At 63.6% G+C, this 15,308-nt stretch carries 10 protein-coding genes; 7 read left to right on the top strand and 3 right to left on the bottom strand.

All coding sequences use genetic code 11. From position 1 onward, the window contains the following. Positions 1-15: 15 nt before the first annotated feature. The 5 genes from glgX to JOE60_RS12815 all read left to right on the top strand — a co-directional run bounded on the left by glgX (position 16) and on the right by JOE60_RS12815 (position 8,786). Positions 16-2,274: a glycogen debranching protein GlgX gene (gene glgX, locus JOE60_RS12835; RefSeq protein WP_167263489.1), complete on the top strand. Its 2,259-nt coding sequence runs from the start codon at positions 16-18 to the stop codon at positions 2,272-2,274. Beyond that, positions 2,271-4,583: a malto-oligosyltrehalose synthase gene (treY, locus tag JOE60_RS12830; protein ID WP_167263488.1), complete on the top strand. Its 2,313-nt coding sequence runs from the start codon at positions 2,271-2,273 to the stop codon at positions 4,581-4,583. The genes glgX and treY overlap by 4 nt, the downstream gene beginning before the upstream one ends. A gap of 58 nt (positions 4,584-4,641) precedes the next feature. Next, positions 4,642-6,414 carry a malto-oligosyltrehalose trehalohydrolase gene (treZ, locus tag JOE60_RS12825; protein ID WP_167264179.1) on the top strand — a complete coding sequence of 591 codons (1,773 nt, stop codon included), beginning with the start codon at positions 4,642-4,644 and terminating at the stop codon, positions 6,412-6,414. Positions 6,415-6,496: 82 nt separating this feature from the next. After that, positions 6,497-7,534 (top strand): L-glyceraldehyde 3-phosphate reductase, encoded by a 1,038-nt coding sequence (mgrA, locus tag JOE60_RS12820; RefSeq protein WP_167263486.1) that lies wholly within the window; start codon positions 6,497-6,499, stop codon positions 7,532-7,534. Between the two features lie 166 nt (positions 7,535-7,700). Next, positions 7,701-8,786, top strand: a complete 1,086-nt coding sequence (locus tag JOE60_RS12815) for an inositol-3-phosphate synthase (protein WP_167263484.1) — start codon at positions 7,701-7,703, stop codon at positions 8,784-8,786. Between the two features lie 279 nt (positions 8,787-9,065). Here JOE60_RS12815 and JOE60_RS12810 read toward each other — a convergent pair whose 3' ends face one another. Further along, complete coding sequence (locus JOE60_RS12810; protein ID WP_167263482.1) at positions 9,066-10,754, bottom strand: formate--tetrahydrofolate ligase; 1,689 nt, start codon at positions 10,752-10,754, stop codon at positions 9,066-9,068. 101 nt (positions 10,755-10,855) lie between these two features. Next, positions 10,856-12,100, bottom strand: a complete 1,245-nt coding sequence (mshA, locus tag JOE60_RS12805; RefSeq protein ID WP_167263480.1) for a D-inositol-3-phosphate glycosyltransferase — start codon at positions 12,098-12,100, stop codon at positions 10,856-10,858. 112 nt (positions 12,101-12,212) lie between these two features. Here mshA and JOE60_RS12800 point away from each other — a divergent pair, with 112 nt between their 5' ends. Continuing rightward, a complete protein-coding gene (locus JOE60_RS12800; protein ID WP_167263478.1) occupies positions 12,213-12,743 on the top strand; it encodes a GNAT family N-acetyltransferase in 531 nt (176 codons plus the stop codon). Positions 12,744-12,749: 6 nt separating this feature from the next. Here JOE60_RS12800 and JOE60_RS12795 read toward each other — a convergent pair whose 3' ends face one another. Further along, the gene (locus JOE60_RS12795) at positions 12,750-14,129 is read right to left on the bottom strand and encodes a family 4 glycosyl hydrolase (protein ID WP_167263476.1); all 1,380 of its coding nucleotides are present in this window, start codon (positions 14,127-14,129) and stop codon (positions 12,750-12,752) included. Positions 14,130-14,175: 46 nt separating this feature from the next. Between JOE60_RS12795 and JOE60_RS12790 the strand changes: the two genes are divergently transcribed. Continuing rightward, complete coding sequence (locus JOE60_RS12790; RefSeq protein WP_239528858.1) at positions 14,176-15,267, top strand: carbohydrate kinase family protein; 1,092 nt, start codon at positions 14,176-14,178, stop codon at positions 15,265-15,267. The last annotated feature ends 41 nt before the right edge of the window (positions 15,268-15,308 follow it).

The following is a 15,308-nucleotide window of genomic DNA, read 5'->3' as shown; positions in this document are numbered from 1 at the left end:
TCTGGAGGAGAACGCATGGAAGTCTGGCCTGGATCGGCATATCCGTTGGGCGCCACATTCGATGGCACCGGCACCAACTTCGCGCTTTTTAGCGAGAAGGCCGAAAAAGTAGAGTTGTGTCTCTTTGATGACGACGGCGCGGAAGTCCGCGTTGAGCTCACAGAGGTTGATGGTTACGTGTGGCACTGCTACCTGCCGCAGGTTCAGCCGGGGCAGAAGTACGGCTACCGTGTGCATGGTCCCTATGACCCTGACGCGGGCCAACGTTTCAACGCCAACAAGTTGCTCCTGGACCCGTACGCCAAGGCTGTGCACCGGCAGATCGACTGGGATCCCTCCCTGTTCTCCTACACCATGGGTGACCCGGAGTCCCGGAATGATGATGACTCAGCAGCGCACATGATGCTGGGCGTCGTCATCAACCCGTTCTTCGACTGGGACGGGGACAAGCTTCCCAGGATTCCGTACCACAAGTCGGTTATTTACGAGGCACACGTCAGGGGGCTTACCCAGACCCATCCCGAGGTTCCGGAGGAGCAGCGCGGAACCTACGCGGGCGTTGCGCACCCCGCCGTGATCTCGCACCTGCAGAAGCTGGGCATCACAGCCATTGAGCTCATGCCCGTGCACCAGTTCGTCAACGATGGCATCCTGCAGGACAAGGGCCTGAGCAACTACTGGGGCTACAACACCATCGGGTTCTTTGCACCCCACAACAGCTACAGCTCCAAGGGTGACACCGGGCAGCAGGTTCAGGACTTCAAAGCCATGGTCCGCGCGCTGCACAGCGCCGGCATCGAAGTGATCCTGGACGTCGTGTACAACCACACGGCCGAAGGGAACCACCTGGGCCCCACCTTGTCCTTCAAGGGCATCGACAACTCCGCGTACTACCGGCTGGTGGAAGACGACCAGAAGTACTACATGGACTACACGGGCACCGGAAACTCGCTCAACGTCCGCAGCCCGCATTCCCTCCAGTTGCTGATGGACTCCCTCCGCTACTGGGTTACGGAAATGCACGTTGACGGCTTCCGCTTCGACCTCGCGTCCACCCTGGCCCGTGAGTTCTACGACGTCGACAAGCTCTCCACGTTCTTCGAACTCATCCAGCAGGACCCGGTGGTTTCCCAGGTGAAGCTCATCGCTGAGCCGTGGGATGTTGGCCCCGGCGGCTACCAGGTAGGCAACTTCCCGCCGCAATGGACGGAATGGAACGGCAAGTACCGCGACACCGTCCGCGACTTCTGGCGCGGCGAGCCGTCCACCCTGGGCGAGTTTGCTTCCCGCCTCACGGGATCGGCCGATCTCTACGAGCACTCGGGCCGACGCCCGTTCGCCTCCATCAACTTCGTCACGGCACACGATGGCTTCACGTTGATGGACCTGGTGTCCTACAACGAGAAGCACAACGACGCCAACGGCGAGGACAACAACGACGGCGAATCCCACAACCGCTCGTGGAACTGCGGCGAAGAAGGACCTACGGACGATCCCACAGTGCTGGCCCTGCGTGCCCGCCAGCAGAGGAACTTCATCGCCTCATTGTTCCTCTCGCAGGGTGTCCCCATGCTCCTGCACGGTGACGAGCTCGGCAGGACCCAGAACGGCAACAACAACGGGTACTGCCAGGACTCCGAGCTGACCTGGATCAACTGGGAAAACGTCGACCAGCCGCTGATTGAATTCACTGCTGCCGTGAGTGCCCTGCGCGCCAAGCACCCCAGCCTGCGCCGCAGCCGCTTCTTCGACGGGCGCCCGGTCCTCCGGGGCGAAGGCGAGAGGCTCCCGGATATCGTATGGTTGGACGCCGACGGAACCACCATGAGCCCCTCCGACTGGGATGAAGCCTTTGGCCGCTCCGTGGGTGTGTTCCTGAACGGAGACGGCATCAACGGCCTCGACACCCAGGGCCGCCGCATCACGGACGTCAACTTCCTGCTCTACTTCAACGCCGACCAGGAGGACGTGGACTTCCGCATCCCCTCCGACGAATACGCCCCGGCGTGGGACGTCATGATCGACACCGCTGGACAGGGAGCCGAAGCCGGCGTCATCAAGCCCGAGCAGCACCTGAAGGTAAGCGGCAAATCCCTGGTGGTTCTCCGAGCCCACCTCCAGCCCGAGGTCGAGCCCGACCATTCGGTGGCTGCATCACTGGCCGCGCTGACCCAAACCAGCACGCCTGAAACGGCATCCATCACCGCTCCTGCTGTCACCTCCCTGCCGTTCGACTACAAGGGTGACGACTCCGGGGAAGCGACGGAATCATGAGGACTCCGGTCTCCACGTACCGTCTCCAGATCAGGTCAGGCTTCACCCTTCAGGATGCGGCCAAACTCACGGGATACCTGAAATCGTTGGGAGTGGATTGGGTTTACGTTTCTCCCGTCCTGACCGCCGAAGAAGGCTCGGACCACGGGTACGACGTCACGGATCTGACCAGCGTGGATCCGGCCCGCGGCGGTGCTGAGGGCCTGTCTGCCCTGGCCAGGGCGGCCCACGATCACGGGTTGGGAGTCCTGGCGGACATCGTGCCCAACCACATGGGCGTGGCCACTCCGGCGCAGAACGCCTGGTGGTGGCAGCTGTTGAAGGAAGGCAGGGGCTCCAAGTACGCCGAAGCCTTTGACGTTGACTGGGAGTTCGGCGGCGGCAAGGTCCGCGTCCCCGTCCTGGGCAGCGACGACGACCTTGACGACCTCAAGGTCGTTGACGGCGAGCTGCACTATTACGATCACCGCTTCCCCTTGGCTGACGGCACGTACAGCGACGGTGACAGCGCCCGCGATGTTCACTCCCGGCAGCACTATGAGTTGGTGGGCTGGCGGCGGGCAGATGCCGAGCTGAACTACCGCCGGTTCTTCGCTGTCAACACACTGGCCGGAGTCCGCGTGGAAGTGCCCTGGGTCTTTGACGAGGCACACCAGGAAATTGTCCGTTGGTTTGATGAAGGCCTTGTTGATGGCCTGAGGATTGACCACCCGGACGGCCTGGCCGATCCCGAGGGGTACCTGAAGCGTCTTCGCGAAGTGACCGGTGGAGCGTACTTGCTGGTGGAGAAGATTCTGGAACCCGGAGAAAAGCTGCCCGGAACCTTCATTTGTGAAGGCACCACAGGCTACGACGCGCTGGCCGACGTAGACCGCCTGTTTGTTGATCCTGCGGCCGAGGAATTCCTGGACTCCCTGGACGCCAGGCTCCGCGACGCTGACGAACCGGCCGATTACCACCTGATGATCCATGACACCAAGCGCCGGATTGCGGACGGCATCCTGAGGTCCGAGGTTCTGCGGCTCGCCAGGCTGGTTCCGGCCGAGGCGAACCTCCCGCAGGACCAGGCGGCAGATGCGATCGCGGAGATCATTTGCTGCTTCCCGGTCTACCGCACCTACCTGCCGCATGGCAGGGAGATCCTGGAAGAGGCAGTCCGTTCCGCTGCGCAGTCCCGGCCGGAACTCAAGGACATCCTTGAGGTGCTCCAGCCCCATCTGCTGGATACCTCCGGGGAGCTCGCCCGGCGCTTCCAGCAAACCTCGGGCATGGTCATGGCCAAGGGCGTTGAGGATACAGCCTTCTTCAGGTACACCCGGCTGGGCACCCTGACAGAAGTGGGCGCTGAGCCCACCGAGTTTGCGTTGGCTACGGCAGACTTCCATCTGCGGATGGCGGTTCGCAACGCTGAAATGCCGTTGTCCATGACCACCTTGAGCACGCACGACACCAAGCGCAGCGAGGACGCCAGGGCCCGGATCTCAGTCATCTCGGAAGCGGTTCCGGAGTGGGAGCTCTTCCTGGGAACTGTCCAGGACCTGGCACCCATCCCGGATGGTCCGTTGGCTGCGCTGGTGTGGCAGGCAATCGCCGGTGCCTGGCCGGCTGACCGTGAACGTCTTCAGGGCTACGCGCTGAAGGCCGCACGGGAAGCAGGGAACTCCACCAACTGGACCGATCCTGACCCGGAGTTCGAGCGTCACCTGGCTGCCGCCGTCGACGCCGTGTTCGACGTCCCGGAAGTCGCCGGGGCTTTGGAAAACTTCGTGGCGGAGCTGGAACCTTACGGCACCTCCAACTCACTGTCCGCCAAGTTGGTCCAGCTCACCATGCCGGGCGTACCGGACGTTTACCAGGGCACCGAGTTCCGTGATGGGTCCCTGACCGATCCGGACAACCGGCGTCCCGTGGACTTCCAGGCCCGCGTGGCAACCCTGGCCGCCCTGGACGCGGGACAGCAGCCCGACGTCACGGAGGAAGCCGCCAAGATGCTGGTGGTCTCCCGGGCGTTGAGGCTCCGCAGGGACCGGCCGGAATTGTTCGGCGGGTACCGCGGAGTGGAGGCACGGGGCGAGGCCGCTGCCCACGTTGTTGCGTTTGATCGCGGACAGGACAAGCCGGGGGCCATCACGGTGGCTACCCGTCTGCCCAAGCGACTGGCAGGCGACGGCGGTTGGCGGGATACGGCCATTGAGCTGGCAACCGGAGTCCGCGATGAACTCACCGGGGCCACTTACGGTGCCGGATCTGTTCAGCTGGCAACACTGCTGGGTCGATACCCCGTAGCACTGTTGGTTCCCACGGACTGATCCGAAACCACCAACACCGTCACTGCAACACACGCTTGAAACATCCAAAGGGAGCATGATGCTGGAGCACGCTGCTGGAAATGACCGTTACGACGTCTGGGCACCGAACGCTGATTCGGTCCGCTTGGTGGCGGACGGCCGGGAATACGCCATGGAGCACCATTACGACGGCGCCGCGTCCGGTTGGTGGCGCGCGCCGTCGGACGCTGTGTCCGCCACGGCAGGCGACGTCGCGTACGGCTACCTGATTGATGGCGAAGGACCCTTCCCGGACCCCCGCTCGCGGAGGCAACCGGAGGGAGTCCATGGGTTGTCCTCCACCTTTGATCCCTCAGCCCATCAGTGGGAAGACGGTGGGTGGAAGGGCCGGGAACTCAAGGGCTCGGTCATCTACGAGTTGCATCTGGGAACCTTCACCCCGGAAGGCACGCTGGATGCTGCCGCCACGAAGCTTGATTACCTGGTGGACCTGGGCGTGGACTTCGTGGAACTGTTGCCGGTCAACGGTTTCAACGGAGTCCACAACTGGGGCTACGACGGCGTGCTCTGGTACGCGGTGCATGAGCCCTATGGTGGCCCGGCCGCGTACCAGCGTTTCGTGGATGCCGCCCACGCTGCCGGCTTGGGCGTCATCCAGGACGTGGTCTACAACCACCTTGGACCCAGCGGAAACTACCTTCCCAACTTCGGGCCGTACCTGAAGTCAGGGGAAGGCAACACATGGGGCGACTCCGTGAACCTGGACGGCCCAGGCTCTGACGACGTCCGCCGCTACATCCTGGACAACGCCGCCATGTGGCTCCGGGATTACCACGTGGACGGACTCAGGCTGGACGCTGTCCATGCCCTTCGTGATGAGCGGGCAGTGCACATCCTGGAGGAATTCGGTGCCTTGGCGGACCGGATCGAAACGGAAACCGGTGTTGGCAAAACCCTGGTAGCGGAGTCGGACCTCAACAACCCACGCCTGATTTACCCCCGGAAGGACAACGGGTACGGCTTGGACGGCCAGTGGAGCGACGACTTCCACCATGCCGTCCACGTCAACCTCAGCGGCGAAACCACCGGGTATTATTCGGACTTCGATTCTTTGGCCGTCCTGGCGAAAGTCCTGGAGCACGGTTTCCTGCACGACGGCAGCTACTCAAGCTTCCGTGGCAGGCACCACGGCCGGCCCATCCGGCACGACCTCGCCCACCCGTCAGCGCTTGTGGTCTGCCTGCAGAATCACGACCAGATCGGGAACCGTGCCATAGGAGACCGGCTCACGGCTTCCTTGTCCTACGGAAAGCTGGCCATCGGTGCAGTGCTGACCATGACCTCCCCGTTCACACCCATGCTGTTCATGGGTGAGGAATACGGCGCCACCACTCCTTGGCAGTTCTTCACGTCCCACCCCGAACCGGAATTGGGCAAGGCCACGGCTGAGGGACGCATCAAGGAATTCGAGCGCATGGGGTGGGATCCGAACGTCGTCCCCGACCCGCAGGACCCGGAAACGTTCGAGCGCTCCAAGCTCAACTGGGACGAAGCCTCCCAGGGGCACCACGCACGCTTGCTGCAGCTCTACAAGGATTTGGCACAGTTGCGCCGCGAAACGCCGGAACTCGTGGAAGGCGGCTTCGGGGATACGTCCGTGGAGTTCGACGACGACGAGCACTGGCTGCAGATGTCCCGCGGCGATGTTCGAGTGATCTGCAATTTCGGGGACGAAACACTCTCGACGCCGGTGGCAGGGTCCCTGCTACTGGCAACCGACGGCGAAGCAGTTCTGGAAGAGGCGACTTTGACCCTGCCCGGGTCCAGCGCCGCCGTCGTACGCGTCGCCTGAACCGAGTACCGAGCGGAGGTGACGGCGCCCACATTGCGGACGGCGCCGTCACCCCCGTAACTGCGGTGGCAGGATGGTAGGTATGACTTATTCGGCCGCGGAAAACCGCTATGAAACCATGCCCTACCGCCGCGTTGGACGCAGTGGACTCAAGCTCCCCGCCATCTCGCTGGGCCTCTGGCACAACTTCGGTGACGACAAGCGTTTTGACGAGCAGCGCGCCATCCTGCGCCGGGCGTTCGACCTTGGGGTGACCCACTTCGACCTCGCCAACAACTACGGGCCGCCGGACGGATCCGCCGAGACCAACTTTGGCCGCCACCTCAAGGATGACTTCAAGCCATACCGCGATGAGCTCATCATTTCCACCAAGGCCGGCTACTACATGTGGCCCGGTCCCTATGGGGAATGGGGATCACGCAAGAACCTGATCTCCAGCCTTGACCAGTCCCTTGGCCGCATGGGCCTTGACTACGTGGATATCTTCTACAGCCACCGCCCCGATCCGGAGACTCCTCTGGAAGAAACCATGGGCGCTTTGGACTACGCTGTCCGGTCAGGCAAGGCGCTGTACGCAGGCATCTCCTCCTACACACCGGAGCAGACCATCGAAGCGGCGCGGATCCTCAAGGAACTCGGGACCCCCTTGCTCATCCACCAGCCCAGCTACTCCATGCTGAACCGATGGACCGAAAATGGTTCCCCCAACCTCTACGAGGCCCTCGACCAGGTGGGTGCCGGCTCAATCGCCTTCTCGCCGCTGGCGCAGGGCATGCTCACCGACCGGTACCTCAATGGAGTGCCCGCCGATTCCCGGGCCGCAAAGGAACGTTTCCTTTCTGAGTCGCAACTGACCGAGGACAAGCTGGACCGTGTGCGGGGCCTGAAAGCAATCGCTGAAGGCCGGGGACAGACGCTGGCCCAGATGGCCATCGCCTGGATCCTCCGGGACCAGCCCAAGGGTTCGCCGGTGACATCCGCGCTGGTGGGCGCGTCAAGCGTGGCGCAACTCGAGGACACCCTCAGTGCCATCAACAACCTGGCATTTACTTCCGATGAGCTGAACGCGATCGACGAATTCGCCGTTGAATCGGATATCAACCTGTGGGCTCAGAAATAGCCTGCGCGGGTTAACTTCAGTAGCAGGGGCCGGGGAACAAACCCGGCCCCTGTTGTGTTGGCTACAATGCAAGTGTGCGCCAAATGGCGCCGTGCCTGTTGTCGAGCCCTGAACCCTAGTCGGGGCTGCGCCTGGCACCCTGAGGTTTTTTCTCAAAAGGAGTTCCGTGTCTTCACATCCGATTCGTGTTGCCATAGTCGGCGTAGGAAACTGCGCCGCATCGCTGGTCCAAGGTGTTCAGTACTACCGCGACGCTGACCCCAAGGCCACCATTCCGGGTCTGATGCACGTCGAGTTCGGCCAGTACCACGTCAACGATGTTCAGTTCGTTGCTGCTTTCGATGTCGACAGCAAAAAAGTGGGCCTGGACCTTGCAGACGCCATTGGTGCCAGCGAAAACAACACCATCAAGATTGCCGACGTCCCTTCCACCGGCGTCACCGTCCAGCGCGGCCACACCCTTGACGGCCTGGGCAAGTACTACCGCGAAACCATCGTTGAAGCTCCCGAGGAAGCCGTGGACATCGTCGCGGCCCTTCGCGAAGCCAAGGCCGACGTCATGGTCTGCTACTTGCCTGTCGGCTCCGACCAGGCGGCCAAGTTCTACGCCCAGTGCGCCATCGACGCTGGTGTTGCCTTCGTGAACGCCCTTCCGGTGTTCATTGCAGGCACCAAGGAATGGGCCGACAAGTTCACCGAGGCCGGAATCCCGATTGTTGGCGATGACATCAAGAGCCAGATCGGTGCCACCATCACCCACCGCGTCATGGCCAAGCTCTTCGAAGACCGCGGCGTCACCCTGGACCGCACGTACCAGCTCAACGTTGGCGGCAACATGGACTTCAAGAACATGCTTGAGCGCGATCGGCTGGAATCGAAGAAGATCTCCAAGACGCAGGCCGTGACCTCCAACGTCGAGGCCGAGCTCCACGCCGACGACGTTCACATCGGCCCGTCCGATTACGTTGCCTGGCTCGACGACCGCAAGTGGGCCTTCGTGCGCCTGGAAGGCCGTAATTTCGGTGACGCGCCTGTTTCCCTCGAGTACAAGCTCGAGGTGTGGGATTCGCCGAACTCTGCCGGTGTGATCATCGATGCCATCCGGGCTGCCAAGATCGGCCTGGACCGTGGCATCGGCGGCCCGCTGTTGTCCGCTTCCAGCTACTTCATGAAGTCGCCTCCGGAGCAGTTCAACGATGACCTTGCCCGCGAAAAGGTTGAAGCCTTTATCCGTGGTGACATCGAGCGCTGAACCCCGGGCACCAAATCCCGGCGCTGACGCCGCAGCACTTCCGAAGGCCCCCGTTTCCCGTGAACTTCACGGCGAAGCGGGGGCGTTGTGTTCCTCTCTCACGTCCCGCCCCCTTTTGGTGGTTCCTCTCTCACATCCCGTCGCCTTTTGGTGGTTCCTCTCTCACATCCCGTCGCCTTTTGGTGGTTCCTCTCTCACATCCCGCCGGGTTTGGGGGTGGGATGTGAGAGAGCGACCCGGGTTTGGGGGTGGGGATGTGAGAGAGGGCCGGTTGTGGGGTTAGAAGAGGCCGGTGGGGTTGCCGTCGGCGTCGACGTCCATGCGCATCGCGGCCGGTTCCTTGGGCAGCCCGGGCATAGTCATCACGGCACCCGTCAAGGCCACGATGAACCCCGCACCGGTCTTGGGGATGAGGTCCCGGACGTGGACCTTGAAACCTTTGGGAGCGCCCAGCATGGAGGCGTCGTCGGTGAAGGAGTACTGGGTTTTGGCCATGCACACGGGCAAGCCTGACCAGCCGTTCTTCTCGATGTCAGCGAGCCGCTTGAGGGCCGGCACAGAGAAATCCACGCCATCGGCTCCGTAGATCTCCTGGACGATGGTGCGGATCTTGTCCTCCACTGAGAGCTCCAACGGGTAGAGATGCCGGAACTCGCCGGGTGCATCAAGAGCAGCGGCAACCTTCGCGGCGAGCTCGTCGCCGCCGTCGCCTCCTCCGCCGCGGCCCCACACATCGGCGACTGCTGCAGCCACACCTTCCGCGGCGCACCACGCGAGGAGCCACTGAAGTTCCTCCGCCGTGTCGGTGGCGAACTTGTTGATGGACACGATGGGGGAGATCCCGAATTTTGCCACGTTGTGGATGTGGCGCCGCAGGTTCTCCACTCCGGCCTCCATGGCGTCCGGGTTGGGCCCGGCAAGCTGGTCCTTGGGCACTCCGCCCTGCATCTTCAGGGCGCGGATGGTGGCCACGATAACGACGGCGGTTGGCGCCACTTCTGCCACCCGCGCCTTGATGTCCATGTACTTTTCGGCTCCAAGGTCGGCGCCGAAGCCGGCCTCGGTGACCACTACATCGGCAAGTGACATGGCGGTCCGGGTGGCGATCAGGGAGTTGCATCCGTGGGCGATGTTGGCGAATGGGCCCCCGTGAACCAGGGCCGGGGTGCCGGCGATGGTCTGCACCAGGTTGGGTTTGATGGCGTCCTTCAGGAGCATGGTGAGGGCACCTTCCACCCCCAGGTGGGCGACGGTCACCGGTGTGCGGTCATAGGTGTAGCCGAAGGTGATCCGACCCAGCCGGGAGCGGAGGTCGTCAAGATCCGTGGCGAGACAGAAAACGGCCATGATTTCCGAGGCCACCGTGATGTCGAAGCCGTCCTGCCGAGGTACGCCCTGCGCCGGTCCACCCAACCCGATGACCACTTCCCGCAGTGCGCGGTCGTTCATGTCCAGCACCCGCTTGAAGGTCATGCGCCGGGAGTCGATGTTCAGGGCGTTGCCTTGGAAGATGTGGTTGTCCACCAAGGCCATGAGGGCGTTGTTGGCCGAGGTGATCGCGTGGAAGTCACCGGTGAAATGCAGGTTGATGTCGTCCATGGGAAGCACTTGGGAATAGCCCCCGCCCGTGGCGCCGCCCTTCATTCCGAGGATGGGTCCCAGGGACGGCTCTCGCAGGGCGATCATGACCCGGTGACCGGCCCGCGCCAGGGAGTCGGCGAGGCCAACGGTGGTGGTGGATTTTCCCTCGCCAGCAGGTGTGGGTGACATGGCCGAGACGAGCACCACCTTGCCGGGCGCTTTGCCGCTGGTGGGCTCGAGCTTTGCCGGATTGACCTTGGCTTTGTAAGGCCCATACAGTTCCAGGGCTTCCACGGGAATTCCGGCCTGCAGGGCAACGTCCTGAATGGGTTTCATGGTTGCTTTGCGGGCAATCTCGAGGTCGCTCAAGGTTTTCTGTTCAGACATCGTTGTCCTCCGGCTGGTTGCGTGCGGCCGGGATGCGGCCGCAGGCTTCATGGGCTGTGCGCGTCAATCTACCAGCAGCGGGGACACAAACGGTTGAGGGCTCAGCGCCGGGGTACCAGCAAGCCTCCCACGGCTTCCCGGTAGCTCTCCAAGGTGATGGCGGCGGTGCGCTGCCAACCGAACGATTCCGCATGGGTAGCCGCGAGCCGTCCCATGCCCTCCCGGGTCTGGACGTCGTCATACAGGTCCTCCAAGGCGTCAGCCCAGTCGGAGGGATGGTGCCCTTCCACCAAAATCCCCGTCCGACCGTCCGATACCGCCCGCGACAAGCCACCCACGTTGGTTGCTACTACGGGTGTTCCGCACGCCTGTGCTTCCAAGGCCACCAGGCCGAACGATTCGCTGAAGGACGGCATGACCACAACGTCGGCGGAACGGAACCAGCTGGCGAGCTCGGGGGCCACCACGGGAGGCCTATGGGTGACAACGTCCTCCAGCCCGGCCTCGTGGATGATGTGCTGGAGGTTGAAATCCTTGGAACCACTCAGCGATCCCAAAATGGTCATTTCCAGATCAATGTCCGGGCGGCGTTGGCGCAGAATTCCGGCGGCTTTGACGAAGACTTGTGGGCCTTTGAGGCGCTGGATGCGGCCCGCGAACAGGATGTGGAAGCTGTGCGGCCGGACACCGCGGAGTGCCCGCGATTTCTTGCGGAACGATGGCGTGAAGACCTTCAGGTCCACCCCCGGCGGCGCAACATCGATGTGATCGCGGTCCGCGCCATAGTGGGACACGAGTTCCTCCGCCTCGGTGGGTGTGTTGGCGATCAGCCGGGCGGCGCCATTGACGATCCTTTGCTCGCCGTCTTCACGGCGGCGCGGCTCGGGCCGCTCTCCTGATTCCAGGACGAGGTTCTTCACTTTCGCCATGGTGTGCATGGTGTGGATGAGCGGAACGTCCCACAGCTCCGACAATTCCAGCCCCGCCACCCCGGACACCCAGTAGTGGGAGTGGATGGCATCGTAACGGGCGCGCAGTTGCTGCTGCCGGATCTTGTCGATTTCCTGCACCATGTGGTGGAGGAGTTCCGGCAGTTCCTCCTTGGGAATTTTGCGGGGCGGACCGGCCATGACGTTGTGGACGCAGACTCCGGGACCGGGATGTTCGACGGCGGGCTGGTTGGCTTTGGTGGATCGAGTGAAGATTTCCACCTCCACACCGGTCTCCGCCAGTGCCACGGCAAGGGCCCGCACGTAGACGTTCATTCCACCGGCGTCCCCCGACCCGGGTTGCTCCATGGGAGAGGTATGCAATGACAAGAAGGCCACACGGCGGATCAATGGCACCCGTATCCTCCTCACACTCACATCACAGGACATTTTCGCCCTGCAGAAAACAGTACTCCTGCCCGGCGAGGCAGCGATCCGGCAACCCCGCTATGTGGACAACACTGCTAGCGTGGGCGCTGTGACCCAAGAACAGAATTTCGAGATCCGCCCGGCAACTTCCGGGGACTGGCCGGGCATCTGGTCAATTCTGGAACCCGTGATCCGCGAGGGGGAAACGTTCACCTGGGATCGCGACACCACAGAAGGGGAAGCCCGGGACAAGTGGACCAAGGAAGCCCCGGGCCAAACCTTTGTGGCCGTGGCCCGGGCCGGTGGAAAGGACGCAGGCCGGATCCTGGGAACGGGAGAGTTCCACGCGAACCAGGCCGGGGGCGGACGCCATGTAGCCAACGCCGGGTACATGGTGGGGGCCAACAATTCCGGCCAGGGAATCGCCCGGGCCCTGTGCGCCTATTCCCTGGAACAGGCGAAGGCCGCGGGTTTCCGTTCCATGCAGTACAACGCAGTGGTGGAAAGCAACGTCCGTGCTGTGTGGTTGTGGCAGTCCATGGGGTTCAAGATCCTGGCAACCGTGCCGGAGGCTTTCGACCACCCTGAAATCGGCTACGTGGGCCTCCACGTCATGTACCGGAAGCTCTAGGCCAAGTCAGCGCCACAGTCGGCGGACCTCGGGAAAAGCGGCCTCGTATCCGTCCAGGAGTTGGCTCCCCAACCGTGCCGAGCCCACCAGCGGATGCGCCGCAAAGGCCTGCACCGCGGCATCGCGCTCGCCGTCCCGCACGGAGGTGATCACCAACCGCTCAACGTCCTTGACGCGCGTCATCAATGTGAGGAATTGCCCGTCCGGACGTTCCTGCGCGAGCGGCACAGCGCCGTCGGGCGTTACTTCACAGGGGACCTCGACGACGGCGTCTCCCGGCAGCCCGGTTACGGCAACGTCCGCTGTGTCCTGGCCGGCGGTGGGCGCCACGGGCGAATTGGGAACGTTCAGGATCAACTGGGCGGCCCCGCCGCCGGTGAGCGCACGCATCACGGACAACGCCACCCGCTCATACCCGCCTCCTGCGAGGTCCGCCTCATTCCGTTCCTCACCGTGCACCCTGGCTTCAGCGAGGTAGCCTTCCTCCCGGGACCGGCGGGCCGAGTCCCAGGCGGCGTACGGGTGGTCTGCCTGGGGAAGCACGGGATACAACGAGCTTTGCTGCTGGTGGATGGACGCTCCACGCGTTTCGCTTTGCTGCTTGATGGCGGCAGTGGCTTGCGCTGTTTGGTAGTAGTAATACAGGTACTCGTTGGGCAGGCAGCCAAGGCGCTGCAGTACTCCGGAGCCAAACAAGCGGCCCTCTTCCATGGTGGCCAGGGCCCGCGGGTCTTCCAGCAGTCCGGGCAGGAGGTCCTTTCCGCCGGGCGCCAAGCGGTAGAGCCAACCGAGGTGGTTAAGCCCGAAGTAGCCCACGCCGTCGAGCCTTCCTTCCGGCAACGGCGCTCCTGCCGTGCGGGCAGCCCGCTGGACCAGGCCGCCGGCAGAATCGCAGATCCCGATCACGCGCTTTCCCAGCACGGGAACCAGGGCTTCCGTGATGATTCCTGCCGGGTTGGTGAAGTTGATGAGCCATGCCGAGGGACAATACCGGCACATGGCCCAGGCGAGTTCGAGCATGGGCGGGACGGACCGCAGGGCATAGGAGATCCCGCCTGCGCCGGTGGTTTCCTGGCCCAGCAGGCCGAGGTCCAAGGCCACCTTTTCGTCGGCCATCCGTCCCAGTGTCCCTCCGGGACGGATGGCCGCGAACACCATCCCGGTCCCTTCCAGCGCATGCTGAAGATCGGTGGTGGCAACAATTGCCGGACTGGGCGCATCACCGGCGGGCATGTCCTCCAGGACGGCTTGGATAGCCGCCAGCCGTGCAGCGTCCACATCGTAGAGGACCACCGTACTGATCAGCCCCGCGAATGGAGCCGAGCACAAAGCACGGTAAACAAGGGGAACCCGGAAGCCGCCACCGCCGGCGATCATGAGCCGCATGCTCAGAGTCTATGCAGCCCGGAAGGCGCGGAGTAGTGTGCCGTGCATGGAGGCCATTCCCCAGCGACGTTACGACCCCCTGGCCGCTGTCCGGCAGGACGGCAACAACCGGTGCGACCTCCTGCTCACGGGGACAGTTTTCCAGGACATCATTTTCACCGGCCTGCCGCATGCCCCGGAGCCGGGAACAGAGGTGTGGAGCGAGGGAATGGGAAGTTGTCCCGGTGGGGTGGCAAACCAGGCGATTGCGGCCTCACGGCTTGGACTGCGCACCCACCTGGCGGCAACGTTCGGTGACGACGGCTACGGCGATTACAACTGGCAGATCCTCGAGAACCAGGAGCATGTGGACCTGTCGCGCTCCCGTCGCATTGCCGGCTGGCATTCGCCGGTGACCGTTTCCATGTGCGTCAACCAGGACAGATCCATGGTGACCCACGGCCACCCCGCACCGATCAGCGCCTCCGAGCTCATCGGCACACCGCCGGAAGCGCTCGCAGCAGTGGCTGATCTGGGGGAGGACCTGGAGCCGTGGATGCTTGCCGCCAAGTCCGCGGGCACCAAGTTGTTTGGCGTGGTGGGCTGGGATCCCACCGGGGAATGGTCCGAACGCAGGCTGGAGCAACTGGAGAACTTCCACGCCTTTTTGCCCAATGCTCCCGAAGCAATGGCCTTCACCGGCAAGGACGATCCTTGGGCTGCGCTGTATTCCCTGGCGGACAGGGTTCCCGTGGCCGTGGTGACCCTTGGCTCCCAGGGAGCAGTGGCAGTGGACTCACTGACCGGGGAGGAAGAGTGGGTTCCCTCCCTGCCGGTGTCCGCCGCCGATCCCACAGGGGCAGGGGACTGCTTTGGGGCGGCCTTCATCGTGGGATGCCTGGCGGGGTGGACCCTGGGGGACCGGCTGCGGTTCGCGAACCTGTGCGCCTCACTGGCGGTCCAGCAGGTGGGAGGCTCGCTTGCTGCCCCGGGATGGGGAGACATTGCCGATTGGTGGCAGCGTGCCAACGCCAGGAAAGAACGGCAGTCCAGCCAGTATGTGCGTCGGTTCGCCTTCCTGGAACCGATCGTCAAGGACATCCCGGCCGGGGCCCAGCGCCGCGCCCGCGCAACGATCGCGCACTTGTCCGACGCATGAGGGCCACCCCGGCGTGGGCAGCGGGGGAGTTAACCCGAAGT

The organism is Paenarthrobacter ilicis, assembly GCF_016907545.1.
Taxonomy (GTDB): Bacteria; Actinomycetota; Actinomycetes; order Actinomycetales; family Micrococcaceae; genus Arthrobacter; species Arthrobacter ilicis.
This window is presented reverse-complemented; position numbering and strand designations above follow the sequence as displayed.

Coding starts and splice junctions, on each gene's coding strand:
- mgrA (WP_167263486.1), top strand. CDS start 6,497: ATGACTTATTCGGCCGCGGAAAACCGCTATGAAACCATGCCCTACCGC.
- JOE60_RS12810 (WP_167263482.1), bottom strand. CDS start 10,754: ATGTCTGAACAGAAAACCTTGAGCGACCTCGAGATTGCCCGCAAAGCA.
- JOE60_RS12790 (WP_239528858.1), top strand. CDS start 14,176: ATGGAGGCCATTCCCCAGCGACGTTACGACCCCCTGGCCGCTGTCCGG.
- glgX (WP_167263489.1), top strand. CDS start 16: ATGGAAGTCTGGCCTGGATCGGCATATCCGTTGGGCGCCACATTCGAT.
- treY (WP_167263488.1), top strand. CDS start 2,271: ATGAGGACTCCGGTCTCCACGTACCGTCTCCAGATCAGGTCAGGCTTC.
- JOE60_RS12795 (WP_167263476.1), bottom strand. CDS start 14,129: ATGCGGCTCATGATCGCCGGCGGTGGCGGCTTCCGGGTTCCCCTTGTT.
- treZ (WP_167264179.1), top strand. CDS start 4,642: ATGCTGGAGCACGCTGCTGGAAATGACCGTTACGACGTCTGGGCACCG.